Origin of the sequence: Trichormus variabilis 0441, from assembly GCF_009856605.1 — a bacterium.
Taxonomy (GTDB): domain Bacteria; phylum Cyanobacteriota; class Cyanobacteriia; order Cyanobacteriales; family Nostocaceae; genus Trichormus; species Trichormus variabilis.
Window position 1 is genome coordinate 4,590,243 of the sequence record NZ_CP047242.1, and the last position, 15,830, is coordinate 4,606,072.

Here is a 15,830-nt window from a genome sequence, read left to right on the forward strand (position 1 = left end):
CTCCGGGCGAACTTCCCTACGGGATGCTACGCGAACGGGGACAGGGAGAGAAATTTTTACTCACCATTCAGGACTCACCACTTCCTAATCCTTTCTTCAAGTCAGAATGTGAAAAAGTTTGAGTATGAGTCTTTGCTGGATTCTTAACTGCACTATCTTTTCTGAACTTTGGTAAACAGCAATTGTCACTGTCTTACTCTACTTGATGAAAATTTATTTTCAACAGTGTAGAAAGTGAATTGTCATGGTAAAATATACTTACTTATTATCTACTAATTAAGTACTTAAGTATAAATAAATATAATCAGAAAATCTAATGTCTAATTATTAACAATAAGCTTCATCGAAGAATGAATAATTAGATACTCGTGATTAAATTAGGAACTTAGTAAAATTTATTGCTAAAGGTTTGATAAATAAAATTCATTAAAGAAGGGTAGAGAACAGGATGATTCTCTACCTTTCTTTTCATTAGGAGGTGCAGAGTGAAGGTACTAAAGTTATAGGACTTACGCGCCCAGATTTTCTTTTGAGACCGGGTGTAAGGGTGTAAGGGTGTAAGAGTTTCAAATATTTATACCCCTAAACCCCTAAACCCCTAAACCCTTCTCCAAACCCTTGATCTTTCGTTTTCATCCGTAAGTCCTAAGTTATTCTCCCTGCCTTGTTTGCTTCAAGAAATATGAGCGACTGTCACCCCACTACCACCATCAGATTGTTCTGCTGGCTCGTGATGGCTAACTCTAGGGTGTTGTTCTAAAAAGGCGTGGACACCTTGACGGAGTTTGCCAGTACCGTGTCCGTGAATAATCCAGATTGGGCCAGTTGCTTCAGAAATGGCTTTGTCTAAAATGTATTCGGCATCTGCTACCCGTTTACCTCGTAAATCCACAGTATTTTTGGAGGTACGAATTGCTAGAACCGGTTGGGCTGGTGGGGGTGGAGTAACTGGGGCTGGCTTAGCCTTGACGATTGGTTCCGGTTTTTGACCATCGAGAGATTCGATATCTTCTAGCTTCACCGTCATTTTCATGATGCCAAAGCGGACTGTTAACTCACCATCTTCATCAGGGGCGGTTAACACATCGGCTGTTTGCCCAAATTGGGAGATGCGAATGCGATCGCCTATTTTGGGAACAAACCCCGGTTTTGCCTTTGGTGGTGGTGCTGGTTGATATTTTTGGGCTATTTGATTGAGGTTGTTGGTTGCTTGCTGGGCATCTTGGGCTGTGGCTGTACCTTGCTGCAAGCGGCGAATTACTTTGGCGATTTCACCTTTGGCTTGGGTAATGGCTTGTTGTACCGCTACTTCCTGGGAAGCCCGCAGAGATTGTTCTCGCTCTTGTAATGCCGCCGCTTTGTTAGATACTTCTTTATACAAACGTTCTGCTTGTTGTAATATTTTCTGCGCTTCTGCGGCTTTGGTTTCCTGGCGACGACGTTGGGCTTCTAACCCGGCAATTACCAGGTTAACTTCGTCAGTTGCTTCTCCCACTTGGGTTTTTGCCTGTTCTACCACTTCCGCCTTTAAACCCAAACGTAGGGCGATCGCTAAAGCATTAGAACGTCCAGGGATACCCCACAACAAACGATAGGTAGGCGACAAAGTAGCATCATCAAATTCTACGGAAGCATTTTCAAAGCGCTGATCTTCATATTTCAGGGCTTTTAATTCGCCAAAGTGAGTTGTAGCAACAGTTAGCTGGGCATGATCCGCTAGATATTGTAAAAGGGCGATCGCTAAAGCACTCCCCTCCGCCGGATCTGTACCTGCGCCAACTTCATCAAGTAAAACTAGGGATTGGGGACGATATTCTTCTTTGTCCCCAGTCCCTAAAGCATTTAAAATCCGGCTAATGCGACGAATATGCCCAGAAAAAGTCGATAAACTTTGTTGTAGTGATTGTTCATCGCCAATATCTGCTAATACTTGGTCAAACCAAGGAATTTCTACTGGCTCACGGGCGGGGACGAATAAACCCACCTTGGCCATTAAGGCTGCCAGTCCCAGGGTTTTTAATGTTACCGTTTTCCCACCAGTGTTAGGCCCTGTAATCGTTACTACCCGGATATGGGGGCTGATTAACAAATCCACCGGAATTACCGCATGACCTTGTTCGTGCTGTTGTTGCCAAACTAATAGGGGATGGTGTAACTGCCTCAAGGTAATGATTTCTTGTTCCTGGCGGTCAATAAATCTAGGGGGATTGGCTTTGAGCCATAAACTATATCTGGCTCTAGCAGTTGCCATATCCAAAGTTGTGACAATTGCTAATAACCGTTCTAAATCAGGTTTAACTGCTGCTACTTTTTCCGTGAGTGCGCGACGAATCGCTTCTTCTTCGGCTTGCTCTTTTCTAATTGTCTGCCGCAGTTGGTTACCCATCGGCACAACAGAATTAGGTTCTATGTATAACGTTGCCCCACTGGTTGAGGTGTCATGAACAATACCGGGAATAGCATCCTTCTGTGGTGCTTTGACAGGGATGACAAAGCGATCGCCTCGCTGGGTAATCAGTTGTTCCTGAACCGCATTAGATTTTACTTGTAAGATATTTTGCAGCTTTTGGGTAATCTGACTCCGCAATTTCCGCAATTCTGTACGGATGTCACCTAATTTCGTGCTGGCACGGTCTGTCACCTGACCCCGTTCATCAATACAGCGATGTATTTCCTGTTCTAGTTCAGGGTAAGTGCGTAACTCAGCCACCAACTCAGTTAAAATTGGTATATCTTCTTGGTTATCAATTATACGTCGTAAATTTCTAGCACCTGCAAGAGTAGTCGCGATCGCCAAAAGTTCATCTCCAGCCAAAATCCCTTGCAGTTCTGATCTTTCCAAGGAATCACCAATATCTTGGATACCCTCAAAAGATAAACCGCTTGCCAGACGACTTTCCAGTTGATAAACTTCTTTTGTCTGTTCTAACAACTGCTCGCTTGCTGCTTGAGATGCAGGGATTTGTAGATGAAGAGATGCGATCGCCCCTAGTTTAGTTGCCGCAAATGTAGAAAGATGCTGACAAAGGCGATACCATTCCAGTAGTTCTAAAGTTTCAGATTGAATCAAGGCTGCAAAATCAAATCTGAAGTGATCGTAACAATTCTAGCCTCTCTATAGCCAATTCTTAAAGGCTGAAATGAATTAAGTTGACAGTAGACTGTTAACAGTTAACAGTTGTTATATTTATTACACTGTCTTATTTCCGTAAATAACTAAAACTCGCATTCGGTCTACCTACGAAGCAGGAGCGAGTAAATTGATATTTTTGGATAATTGCTAGTGATTGTTCTGCCTCAGATTTATTATTATCAAAATCAAACATCCAGTGATTACCATCTACAATTTTCCAGCGATTCTTTATTTTGTTGACTGTTGTAGTAGCGGGATTGAATGCCACACAATCTTCACCAGGCACAGAACCAGAGGGTGCGAGATTATTGACTAATAAATATGTGAAAGATGGCTGTGGTCTACCAACAAAGCAGGATTTATTCATGCGGTAATTCTTAATGATTTGGAAAGCGAGTTTTGCCTCATTGGCTTGATTACCAAAATCAAACATCCAATGATTACCACCTTCAACTATTTTCCAACTACCATTAACTTGATTAACAGCAATATTATTGGGATTAAAAGCAATACAATCTTCCCTGAGTGCTGGCGGTGATTGCCCTTTTTGCAATGAAATTGAGTTAGAACGATAGGTTTTATTTGCCCTTCTATCATTAAGGACAATATATACAGAACTAGGTGGTGTTTGACCTTGCTCAACCGCAAACCAGAGAGAATTTAAGTTTTGCGGCAATGAAAAAGCACAAAAACCATAGATTCGCTGATTATTTTGGGTGTTATAAATATCTACCCAAGTTCGAGAAGAGTTATTATTCAGCCCGCAGGGAGGAAGGTCAGAGGAGCTATCAAACAATTGAGCCGGAAATGCCGACCAGTTAGCTACAGCCAACTTATATCTTTGAAAATTTTTGCCTGCATTTGTGTAAGATTCCTGACCTTGAAATACTAATTTTGGCTGAGGAAGATGATTAGATGCTAACTGAATCATATTCCCAAAAGAGGGATTAATACTAGCTGGCGCTACAACTTGAGAGACATTAACAGCAGTCGCCACAGTAGAAAAACTCGACAATAACCATCCGGCGATCGCTAAACCTGTAAACTGACTGTAATTTCTAACTCGCATTTTCCTACAACCTCCAGCAACAGTGACTCTTGCCATCCAACTTACGTACTTGGTAAAACCCGTAAATCCTGACAGCTATTCATCAATAAGTTACTGATTGATTTTTTATGCAGGAATCCCAAAATTCCTAGCCAATTAACTTTCAAAATACTCCATACCCCTCTGCGCTAACCTCCTTTTGGGTTCACCAGTCGTTTACGCAGGGAAACCTTCCTACAAAGCGGGTTCACCGCGCACCCTCTACGTTAAAAAAAGCGGGATTTATGGGATAGCTATCCCCACCCGTCCTTAATCGTGCAACACGTAAACTTAGCCATCAATTAAAAAAAATCGCTGCAAACTATCTCACAATTTGATACCCTAGCTAGAACAGAATTGAGAAAAGTTAACAGCGTGGAAATTCAACTTGGGCGGGGAAAGACAGCTCGCAGAGCATATGGCATTGATGAAATTGCTCTAGTCCCCGGTAACAGAACACTCGATCCGAGTTTAGCTGATACTCGGTGGAAAATTGGCAATATCGAGCGAGAAATCCCGATTATTGCCAGTGCAATGGATGGGGTTGTTGATGTCAAGATGGCGGTGCGTTTATCGCAACTTGGGGCATTAGGAGTTATCAACTTGGAAGGCATTCAAACTCGTTATGCTGACCCAGAACCGATTTTAGATCGGATTGCTTCGGTAGGCAAAGATGAGTTTGTCTCTTTAATGCAGGAGCTTTATGCCGAACCCATCAAACCAGAATTAATTACCAAGCGTATTCAAGAAATTAAAGAACAAGGTGGGATTGCAGCTGTTAGTGCTACTCCAGTAGGAGCCAGCAAATATGGTGAGGTAGTAGCCCAAGCCGGGGCAGATTTATTTTTTATTCAAGCTACGGTAGTTTCTACCGCCCACTTGTCACCAGAATCTGTAGTACCCCTGGATTTGGCTGAATTTTGCCGTTCTATGCCAATTCCCGTAATTTTGGGTAACTGTGTGACATACGAAGTCACCTTGAACTTGTTAAAAGCTGGGGCGGCGGCTGTCTTAGTAGGGATTGGCCCTGGTGCAGCTTGTACCTCTCGTGGGGTATTAGGTGTAGGAGTACCCCAAGCAACTGCGATCGCTGATTGCGCCGCCGCACGGGATGATTACTATCGGGAAACAGGTAATTATATCCCCATCATCGCTGATGGCGGTTTAATTACTGGTGGTGATATTTGTAAATGTATTGCCTGTGGCGCTGACGGCGTAATGATCGGTTCTCCCTTTGCTAGAGCCGCCGAAGCTCCAGGAAGAGGCTTCCATTGGGGTATGGCAACACCTAGCCCTGTATTGCCCCGTGGGACGCGGATTCGCGTCGGTACAACCGGCACTCTTGAACAAATATTAACTGGGCCAGCCGGACTAGATGATGGTACTCATAACTTATTGGGAGCTTTAAAAACTAGCATGGGTACTTTGGGAGCAAAAGATATTAAAGAAATGCAGCAAGTTGAAGTTGTAATTGCTCCTTCTTTGTTAACTGAGGGCAAAGTTTACCAAAAAGCTCAACAATTAGGTATGGGTAAATAAAGGGAATAGGTAAAAGGGAATAGGGAATGGCGAATGATTAATTAGAAATAAATTTTTTAGTATGCCTTCTACCCTATCCCGGATTACCAACTTTAAATTATTCAGAAATTTTTTCCAGACTCTTAAACAACCACTGGAAAAATCACATATGTCGCCTACAATAGATATAGCGGAGACGCATGTTTCCGTTCACTCCTCACACCACACTCCGCCCGGACTACTGTTCGGGCGGTTCCTTATGTATTACATAAATTCTTCAGCTTCTTTGCAAATGTACATCCTTGTGTTTTGGGCAGTTGTTTTTGCTATGGTAGAATTTTCACGAAAGTCAGAAATATAATTGGCAAAGGTTTTTAGGCATGTCAGCAGCCGCACAAGTTACAGATTCTACTTTTAAGCAAGAAGTACTCGACAGCGATGTACCAGTTTTGGTTGATTTTTGGGCCCCTTGGTGTGGTCCTTGCAGAATGGTCGCTCCTGTTGTCGATGAAATAGCTCAACAGTACGAAGGTAAAATAAAAGTGGTGAAAGTCAACACTGATGAGAATCCGCAAGTTGCAAGTCAGTACGGCATCCGCAGCATCCCCACACTTATGATTTTTAAAGGTGGGCAGAAAGTCGATATGGTAGTCGGTGCGGTGCCTAAAACAACATTATCTCAAACCCTAGAAAAGCATCTGTGAAACTCAATCAATAGTAAGCTCTTGTTGAGTAATCTATTGCCATTAAGTTTAGGTAATATTTGTCCAATACTTTATGAGGTGCAAATTCTAGCACCTCATAATATTTCTTATGGACGAAACAAATATACGTCACAATTAGTAAACTAATAAATTCTTCCTACTTAAGAGGTGTTCCTAAGCTATTATTTTGAGACGTGATAGGAATCCGGTTTATTCGTAAAATTGCACTCAAAAATTAGGTAGAATGTAATGCCATTGTGGTGGCATCTATCATGACCTCATCTGCGTCGTTTGAAACATTTGAGTCTCTCCAAGCCGATCTTGTTGAACTAATCGATCGCTTACCGACATTAAAAAATCGGCAACTTATTTATAATGCTTTGGCAACAATAGTCCGTCTAGCGGACAGCGATATTGAACGTCTCGATTGGAAAATATTATCTGCGGCTTTAGCAGATATGGAACGAGGCTTCCAATTATTTTATGATTACCGACACGTCCGCAAAGTAACCATCTTCGGCTCGGCTCGTCTATTGCCACAAGCCCCAGAGTACCAAATGGCAGTGGAATTTGGCCGTGCGGTAACTCGGATGGGATTTATGGTAATGACCGGAGGAGGTGGTGGTATTATGCAGGCTGGTCACGAGGGTGCAGGACGAGAAAATTCCTTTGGATTGAACATTCACCTGCCTTTTGAACAGCAAGCAAACCCAATTATTGAGGGTGATCCCAAGCTGATTCACTTTAAATATTTCTTTACCCGCAAGCTGTTTCTCCTCAAAGAAAGCGATGCTATAGCTTTGTTTCCTGGTGGGTTTGGTACTCAAGATGAAGCGTTTGAGTGCATGACTTTAAGCCAGACAGGTAAATTTGGCCCTGTACCAGTAGTTTTAATAGATCATCCTGGCGGTGATTATTGGCAATCTTGGAGCGAATACATCAATCAGCATCTAGTGAAAACAGGTTTGGTAAATCCTGAAGACCCTAGCCTGTACACCGTCACAGATAGTCTAGAAGTAGCCTGTGATGCCATAACCCGCTTTTATCAGGTTTATCATTCCTGTCGCTATGTGGGCGATCGCTTGGTAATTCGCTTAACCCAAGAATTATCAGATGCTGAGGTTGAGCAACTGAATGCTGAATTTAGTGACATTCTCGTCCAAGGAAAGATAGAAAGAAGTGAGTCTTTGCCTCAAGAAAACCAAGATGAAACCGTGGGATTACCCCGCCTAGTTTTATCCTTCAATCAACGGGACTTGGGACGTTTATATCAGATGATTGCGGTAATTAATCAAATGGGTATTCCTGCTACCAAAGAGCAGGTACATCCAGAGAGGAAATAGTCATTGGTAATTGGTAATTAATACCTAATACTTAATACCGTCCAACTTACTTTGAGAGGAGAAGAAAATACCAGTTATGATGACTCAATGCTGATGAACACCATAAAGCGCGTATATTAGCACAGGAAACAATATATTACAGTCATAAGTGGGGAGTGAATCATGCTGGAATTGTTGAGTTCGGGTTTGGTTTCTATCTGGCTGGAAATGGCTGGTGTGCAAATCAAGCCTGCGGATGCTTTAGATGCACTAACTTGGCAAAGTAGCCCAGGCTTGGTTATTGCACCTGATCCGAATCCAGCAGGAATTAATACAGTCAAGGAATATCTGAAGGGATTAGTCACGACAAAATTAATTGCTCAGAATTTAGCAGAAAGCCAAGGAATTTGGTTGCAGTCAGGGCCGATGTTGATGGCTAATCATCAAGGAACTACACCTCTGCCGGCAGCTTCTCTCACTAAAATTGCTACTTCACTGGCGGCTTTTACTACTTTCGGCCCAGAACATCAATTTGAAACGACGATCGCCACTAATGCTTCAGTTGTTAATGGCGTATTACAAGGTGATTTAATCATTAATGGCGGCGGCGACCCGATGTTTGTTTGGGAAGAAGCGATCGCCCTGGGTAATACGCTCAATAAAATGGGAATCAAGCAGGTAAAGGGCAATTTGGTAATTACAGGCAATTTTGCCATGAATTTCCAACGCCATCCCCTCTTGGCTGGGCAAATGCTCAAACAATCACTAAATTCTAAAACCTGGACTCGTCCAGCAAATTATATACATTCCATCATGCCTAAGGGAACACCAAAGCCCCAGGTAGTAATTAATGGCACAATCAAATTTTTCGCCCAGGCCAACCCCAAACAAACTTTACTTGTGCGTCACCGTTCCTTACCCTTGAAACAATTGATCAAGGAGATGAACGTTTACAGCAATAATGAGATGGCGCAGATGTTGGCAGAAGCGGTGGGAGGCCATACTGTAGTCCAAGCCAAAGCTGCCAAACTAGCAAGAGTACCAGAGACAGAAATTCAATTAATTAATGGTTCGGGACTGGGCCCAGAAAATCGAATTTCTCCCAGGGCGGTTTGTGCGATGTTGATGGCGCTGCAACATGAAGCTGCTGCGGCTCAACTCAATCTAGCAGACTTGTTTCCCATCTCTGGCTTTGATCACCGAGGCACAATGCACTCTCGACATTTGCCGATGGCTACTGTGATGAAAACTGGGACGTTGCGGGATGTAAGTGCTTTAGCTGGAGTTGTACCCACACGCGATCGCGGTTTGGTTTGGTTCGCTATCATTAACCGTGGCCCCCAAATTGGCGCTTTCCGCCAACAACAAGACAAACTTTTACAACGTCTAGTACAGCAATTACAAGTAGCCCCTAGCACACCCACAGCCCTTACCCCCCATTCACCTAAATCTTTACCCGATCTGGGGAATACTAACCGCAGTGAAATTGTGTATGGTGGCTAGTAGGGTAATTCGTAATTACGCTGTTGTGAGGGTGATAAACATTGCCGATAGGCGTGTATTTACACCGCAACTAGTATCACTACACGAAATTAAGCAGGTACTTCGCTGAAGCATGGGTGATTGTGATGATTACAGTCACCATGCTTTAGATTTCTAATTCATGCGGTGATTTTGCTATGCGGGATCTCAAACTTACTCCGCGTTGGTTGAGGTTATTTTTACTAATACTATTGGTAACAGGTGTATTTTTCCGCTTTTTTCATCTCGACTACAAAATTTACTGGCACGATGAAGCCTATACATCTATACGGGCGGCGGGCTTCACACGCCAAGAAATAGACCAAGAAATTTTTCAAAATCACATCATACCAGCACCATATTTACTGAAGTTTCAGCGATTGAAACCAGGAAGCACTGTAGTAGATACAATTAACTCACTAAAAATTGAAGACCCGCATCATCCACCACTTTATTTCTTAATGGCTCGCTTTTGGATGCAGATGTTTGGCAGTTCTCTCACTGCGTCCCGGACCTTGCCCGCTTTACTGAGTTTGTTGGCGTTGCCATTAATGTATGCTTTGGGGCTGGAGTTATTTGCTTCTACAACAGTGGCTTTGTTTGCAACAGTGCTTTTAGCTTTGTCTCCTTTTGATATTCTGTTTGCTCAAACAGCCAGACAGTACAGCTTACTAACAGTAGCAGTCATTGGGAGCAATTTTTTATTATTACGGGCTTGGCGCTTATCTACCTGGCAAAATTGGAGTTTGTATACTCTCAGCAACATTATAGGCTGGTACACCCATCCTTTTTTTGTTCTAACGGTAGTTGCTCAAGGAACTTATATATTTTTAGGGCGGACATTTCAGCAAGAAAATAGGCAATCAACTAGAAAGAATGTCATATATTTCTTAGTGGCGATCGCTAGCTCGCTTATTTTATATCTTCCTTGGTTAGTAGTACTAGTCACTAACCGCCAACGGGCATTAGAAACCACAAGTTGGACTGGAGATACAGTTGACATATGGTATTTATTAAAACTATGGCTGGTTAGTTTTAGTTCTTTATTTTTTGACTTAGACTTTGGTTTTGACACTATCTGGAACGGTATCCGTTCTTCTCTATTGAAACTAGCCGTTATTATGTTAATAGCTGGGGCAACTTATTTAGTGTGTCACCAAACTAAAAGAGCAACCTGGTTATTTATTATTACTACAATTCTCGTTCCTTTTCTCAGTTTAGCTTTGCCAGATTTACTACTAGGGGGTAGGCGCTCTACTGTCAGCCGTTACTTGATATCTTCTTATCCTGGTGTGCAACTTGCAGTTGCTTATTTATTAGGAACTAAAATTATTTCCCAACGCTGGTTATGGCAAGGTGTGACTCTACTTATTTTCACAGGCAGTATCGCATCAGCTACTGTTAGTGCTTCTGCACACACTTGGTGGAGCAAGGATTTAAGCTATCATAATTTTGAAATAATTAATCGGATTAACGGTAGTTCCTCACCAGTGATAGTCAGTGATATTGGAGATGAATACACTAACACTGGCGATCTAATTGCCCAGAGTTATTCACTTCAAGATCATGTAAGATTACTGCTTTTAACTCAGCCTACTAATTTGGAGAATGCTAATTTAAATCTTTTCCTTTCCCAAAATAATCAATTGTTGACATTTCGTCCGTCACAGCAAATATTAGGAGCTTTAAAACAAAATAAAAAACAGGTGCTTCCAGTGTTTGAGCCTGGAAGACTTTGGCAAATAAAAAATACCCTAACTCAAGAAGTTAATTCAAAATCAACAAATATTCGGAGTAAATAAGCTTATAAAAACTCCAACCATAAGGTAGTGGGATTTCGCGTCATTTGTCAGTGGCAAAAACGCCTAAAAACTACCCACGAGAGGATGGGGCATTAAACCAGATCCTTTCAAAAACTGACACGAGCAGCGCAATAAATTGGCACTTAAAGCTATGAAAGAAGAATCTCTCAACATCACTGGTTTTCACGCTCACGTTTACTTTGATAGCGCTAGTTTTGCTACAGCTATGAGTATCCGTGAAGAATTGGGTAATAGATTCAATGTACAGCTTGGGCGATCGCATGAAAAACCCATTGGCCCCCACCCTAAATCCATGTACCAAGTTGCCTTCCCGTCAACAGAGTTCGCTCAAATTGTCCCCTGGTTAATGCTTCACCGTCAGGAATTAGATATTCTCGTTCATCCCTTGACAGGAGATGATGTCAGCGACCATACCCGTTTTGCCTTGTGGCTGGGAGAAAAGTTAGAACTCAACATTGATTCACTAAGGAAAGTAATACCAGCTAATGAATGATTGATGATACTCAAAGCATTAATTTTTGCTTTAGTTATATTTACAGGTAAAAAAAACCTAAAATCTATAACTGGTAAGCATAATGGAGATTTTCAGCTAGCCCTTAGTGGACATCAACTGTTCAAACACCAAGCTAATATGTATGTGAAAAATATCCGGCATACAGCCTGAGGTTTGGCATGAAAGTAGCAGTCTTCAGTACAAAAGCCTATGATCGGCAGTTTTTAGAAGCTGCAAATGCTCCAAAGCAACATGATTTGGTGTTTTTTGAACCCCGTCTCAATCAAGATACCGCCATTTTAGCCGCCGGATTTCCGGCGGTTTGTGTATTTGTACATGATCAAGTTGATGCAGCTACTTTAGAAATTCTTGCTTCACGAGGAACTCGCTTGATTGTCCTCCGTTGTGCAGGTTTCAATAATGTAGATTTAAAAGCTGCTAATAAGTTGGGTGTTAATGTAGTTCGTGTTCCCGCCTATTCACCCTATGGTGTAGCCGAACACGCAGTAGGTTTAATTTTGAGCCTCAATCGCAAAATCCACCGCGCTTATAATCGCGTCCGTGAAGGTAATTTTGCTTTAGATGGACTTTTAGGTTTTAACATCAACGGACGTACGGTGGGAATTATCGGTACTGGTAAAATCGGTTTGATTTTGGGACAAATCATGAAAGGGTTTGGCTGTCGTCTACTCGCCTATGATGTGTACCACAACCCAGAAATGTTAGCATTAGGGGGGGAATACGTAGAATTACCGGAACTATTTGCCAATTCTGATATTATTTCTCTCCATTGCCCCCTGATGCCGCAAACTCATCACTTAATCAACGCGGAAGCAATCGAGCAGGTAAAGCCAGGGGTAATGTTAATCAATACCAGCAGAGGTGCGCTCATTCATACCCAAGCTGTAATTGAAGGACTCAAGACTGGCAAAATCGGTTCTTTGGGTGTAGATGTTTATGAGCAGGAATCAGAATTGTTTTTTGAGGATTTATCAGGGGAAATCATTCAAGATGATATCTTCCAAAGACTGACAACATTTCCCAATGTACTTATCACAGGACACCAAGCATTTTTTACAGAAGATGCTTTACGCAACATAGCAGAGACAACCTTAAACAACATTGCTGATATTGAGCAAGGTCGTTCTTGTCCCAATGAAATCCGTTATCAACCAGAAGTAGAAGCTAAGGTTCTAGTTAGTTGAGTATAGGGGTTTAGGGGTTTAGGGGTATAAATTTTGAAAAACCTTACACCCTTACGCCCTTACACCCATTCTCAACAGACTACCTGAGTGCGTAAGTTCTAAGAAAATATAGCTGTTGTCAGTAGTGTTAGGACATCAATAGATGATACAACCTAGACACAACAAGACTTTTCACCCAGTCCCCAGTCCCTAGTCCCCAGCTATATTTCAACCCTTGTGATAACTACTCATATCATTAGCGATAATGCCAACTAAGTTTAAGCTGTTTAATATCTCCACAGCTTGAGTTAGTTCAGTTTGTGTTACCCAACCAATGCGCCCTACCATCATAATTCCATGACAGTAGGAGGCAACAATTCTGCCATCGACTGTGCCTAAAATGGGTGGAGCATCTATCAATACTAAGTCGTAAGTTTCCTCAAATAACTCAATTAAATCTTTCAATCGCTGAGAACTGAGCAATTCTACCGCGTCTTCTGGTGTTGGCCCCGCAGTCAAAATATCAATAGAAGGGTGAATTGGCTGGATATAATCTTGAACTTCAGTGTTTGTCTCATCGAGGAGTAGTAAAGATAATCCCCAGTCGTTTGATAGTTGGAGAATTTTGTGGAGTTTAGGCGATCGCAAGTTAGCATCAATTAGTAACACTCTTCTGTGCATATGAGCCGCACTAGCTGCTAACCCCATCGCTAAAGTTGTCCTTCCTTCCCCTGGTAGCGCTGAAGTTACCATCACGGACTTAAAAGGGACAGGATACTTCAATATTTGAGTGTTTTGGTAGACCATATCCAAGGTTTCGTGGCAAGGTAGCCAAGAATTACCTACTTCCTCAGACTCAGCTACGTTGCGTCCCCCAAGCCAAGATAAATTGGGAAGGCGTTTTTCCATCGTCCGGGGTGCTAACTTCGGTACTGTTCCCAGTAATCTTAAGTTACTTACCTTCTGCAAATCTTGTGCAGAATGAATAATCCGATGACGCATTCCCCAAATCAGCGCCAAGACAACACCCAAAATCGGGCCAGTAATCATACCGACAAGTACTAACCAAAACCTATCATTACCAACATAAGTTCCCAGATTTGGTTCCTCTAATACCAACCAATCAAAACCTCCATGAGCAATTTTCATCCCCATTGATTGTTGTGCTTGCAACATTTGCTCAAGTGTTTTGCGTTGCGTTTCTAGTTCTGGTAAAAGACGTTGATATTCTGCTATCAAACTAGGATATTTTCTCAATTCAGAACGGATACGTTGTTCTGATTCTCTGAGGCTCTTTTCGTTAGCAATTAATCCTAAAGCCGTCGTCTGTACTTGAACAAATTCTTCCACTAAATTTGGATCAACTCCAACCAGTTGTCCTGGTTCTGGAGTTGTTTCTGTTCTAATTTCCGCAGTTAACCGTTTTAACTCTTGCTGTACTAAAGTTAATTGACTCTGGCGTTGCTGCTTGAGACTCTGCACAATAGGGGAGTCATCTGTATAACGTAGCTGCTCTTTGGCCAGAGTTTGTTCAGTCTTTTGTAATTCACTCGTCAGTGTTTTATAACGACTTGATTGAGCCAAACGCATTGAGATGAGCGCTTTTTGACTAGCCTCTGTGATTCTTTCTTCTAAGTTTTGATAGCGGGAATTAATATCTTGTAATTGGGTACGAGTTACTTGTAACTGTTCTTGCGTTTTAGTCAAGGATTTTATTAAAACTTGACTTTGTAATTCTGGATCTAGTAAATTGTGCTTCTTACGAAACTGTTCTAATTTTCTCTCAGCTTGTCTTACCTGTTGTTTAATTACTGGTAACCGAGCATTAATAAATGCTAATCCTTGATTAAATCGCTCTTGTCTTCGCTCTAGATTGTAATCCTGATAGACCTTTTGTAAAGCTAGAAGTACTTTTTTAGTTTTCAATGGGTCGTTATCTTGAAAAGAAATTTCAAATACGGGGCTAAGAACTTGCTTTGCTCCTTTATTAGTCTCTAGCTGAGTTACTTTTAAGCGAGAATTTTCACTATTCTCTGTTTTCCCTAAAATATGTTCTTTAGTAATATTGGGATAGTCAAAACTTAGTATGTTTACCACCTTATCTATTAATTTAGAACTCTGCATCAAGTTTTTCTGCACAGAGTATTGCTCAATACTTATGGGAATATCTATATTATTATTTGTTGCACCTACCTCTTCAGATACATTAGGGCTGACTAATATTTGTATCTGGCTTTTATAAGTGGGTTTGTTTGTTATGGCTGTAAAGCTAGTAGCTGACATCACGATACAAGAAACGCCCAACACTATAAAACGTCGTCTTAGAAGAATTTTAGTAAGATGTCTAAACTTCCATTCATTTGACAAAGAATTGGTAACAAATTGTCCTTGTTTTAAACTGATGTTAGCCACTATATAATCCCTCTAATATCGGTCAGCTTCTAGAAGAAATGAATATTTTTAATTGAATATTGTCTTAAGCATAATGTTTATATCAAAAGTTATATTACGGACAGATTTATACTTGATTTAAATACAAATATTGCTTGTACAATAACTAAAATTATTGATTGCATAGTAAATGGGCAACAAGCATATTGAGCTTAAAACAAGAGTATTTGTAGTGTCAACTTCTCTGATATTTTTTCATGATATCCTTATTGATATCCTAGAAGTAATATTTAGATGATTTTCTAAACTAACAGGTTGTTATAAATAACGCCACTAATTAATCAGTAGTCAGGTAATTTTTTATATGGAAGGATATTTTAAATACAAATATATTTAATTCACTTGAATGTAATTAAGTGACTTGTATTACTTATACATATTAGTATCTAAGGCAATATTTCTAATTTTTATAGGGCTTTTAGGGATAGTGTAGGTGTAGGCGATCGCTAGAATAATTACAACTAAATTTCTTATTCTTTATTTAAAGAAACATCTTCGTCAGTTTGATTTGCTCGAAAACAAATATACATCAACAAATAATTAAATTTCTCCCCAGGTATAGGTTAATTCACTACTAACAGTAATTTTTAGGAT

11 protein-coding genes are annotated in these 15,830 nt (G+C 41.1%); 8 read left to right on the forward strand and 3 right to left on the reverse strand.

The annotated features are described in order from the left end of the window. Positions 1 to 673: 673 nt before the first annotated feature. Positions 674 to 3,070 carry an endonuclease MutS2 gene (locus GSQ19_RS18955; protein WP_011319408.1) on the reverse strand — a complete coding sequence of 799 codons (2,397 nt, stop codon included), beginning with the start codon at positions 3,068 to 3,070 and terminating at the stop codon, positions 674 to 676. 130 nt (positions 3,071 to 3,200) lie between these two features. Beyond that, entirely contained in the window at positions 3,201 to 4,202 is a 1,002-nt protein-coding gene (locus GSQ19_RS18960) for a hypothetical protein (RefSeq protein WP_011319409.1), read from the reverse strand. Positions 4,203 to 4,595: 393 nt separating this feature from the next. Between GSQ19_RS18960 and GSQ19_RS18965 the strand changes: the two genes are divergently transcribed. The 8 genes from GSQ19_RS18965 (at position 4,596) to GSQ19_RS18995 (ending at position 12,806) form a co-directional block, all read left to right on the forward strand. Next, entirely contained in the window at positions 4,596 to 5,759 is a 1,164-nt protein-coding gene (locus tag GSQ19_RS18965; RefSeq protein ID WP_011319410.1) for a GuaB3 family IMP dehydrogenase-related protein, read from the forward strand. Between the two features lie 359 nt (positions 5,760 to 6,118). Continuing rightward, a complete protein-coding gene (trxA, locus tag GSQ19_RS18970; protein ID WP_010994229.1) occupies positions 6,119 to 6,442 on the forward strand; it encodes a thioredoxin in 324 nt (107 codons plus the stop codon). Between the two features lie 272 nt (positions 6,443 to 6,714). Then, positions 6,715 to 7,785 carry an LOG family protein gene (locus GSQ19_RS18975; RefSeq protein WP_011319411.1) on the forward strand — a complete coding sequence of 357 codons (1,071 nt, stop codon included), beginning with the start codon at positions 6,715 to 6,717 and terminating at the stop codon, positions 7,783 to 7,785. Between the two features lie 162 nt (positions 7,786 to 7,947). Next, positions 7,948 to 9,267: a D-alanyl-D-alanine carboxypeptidase/D-alanyl-D-alanine-endopeptidase gene (locus tag GSQ19_RS18980; protein ID WP_011319412.1), complete on the forward strand. Its 1,320-nt coding sequence runs from the start codon at positions 7,948 to 7,950 to the stop codon at positions 9,265 to 9,267. A 176-nt stretch (positions 9,268 to 9,443) separates the two neighbouring features. Continuing rightward, on the forward strand, positions 9,444 to 11,087 hold the full coding sequence (locus GSQ19_RS18985; protein ID WP_011319413.1) for a glycosyltransferase family 39 protein: 1,644 nt from the start codon (positions 9,444 to 9,446) through the stop codon (positions 11,085 to 11,087). Positions 11,088 to 11,238: 151 nt separating this feature from the next. Next, positions 11,239 to 11,601, forward strand: a complete 363-nt coding sequence (locus GSQ19_RS18990; RefSeq protein WP_011319414.1) for a DOPA 4,5-dioxygenase family protein — start codon at positions 11,239 to 11,241, stop codon at positions 11,599 to 11,601. A 3-nt stretch (positions 11,602 to 11,604) separates the two neighbouring features. Then, positions 11,605 to 11,772: a hypothetical protein gene (locus GSQ19_RS29795; protein WP_185478763.1), complete on the forward strand. Its 168-nt coding sequence runs from the start codon at positions 11,605 to 11,607 to the stop codon at positions 11,770 to 11,772. An 8-nt stretch (positions 11,773 to 11,780) separates the two neighbouring features. Further along, positions 11,781 to 12,806, forward strand: coding sequence for a 2-hydroxyacid dehydrogenase (locus GSQ19_RS18995; RefSeq protein ID WP_011319416.1), 1,026 nt, complete (start codon positions 11,781 to 11,783; stop codon positions 12,804 to 12,806). Between the two features lie 207 nt (positions 12,807 to 13,013). On the opposite strand, the gene GSQ19_RS19000 is transcribed toward GSQ19_RS18995, so the two are convergent. Beyond that, complete coding sequence (locus GSQ19_RS19000; RefSeq protein ID WP_041456221.1) at positions 13,014 to 15,197, reverse strand: GumC family protein; 2,184 nt, start codon at positions 15,195 to 15,197, stop codon at positions 13,014 to 13,016. Between the last annotated feature and the right edge of the window lie 633 nt (positions 15,198 to 15,830).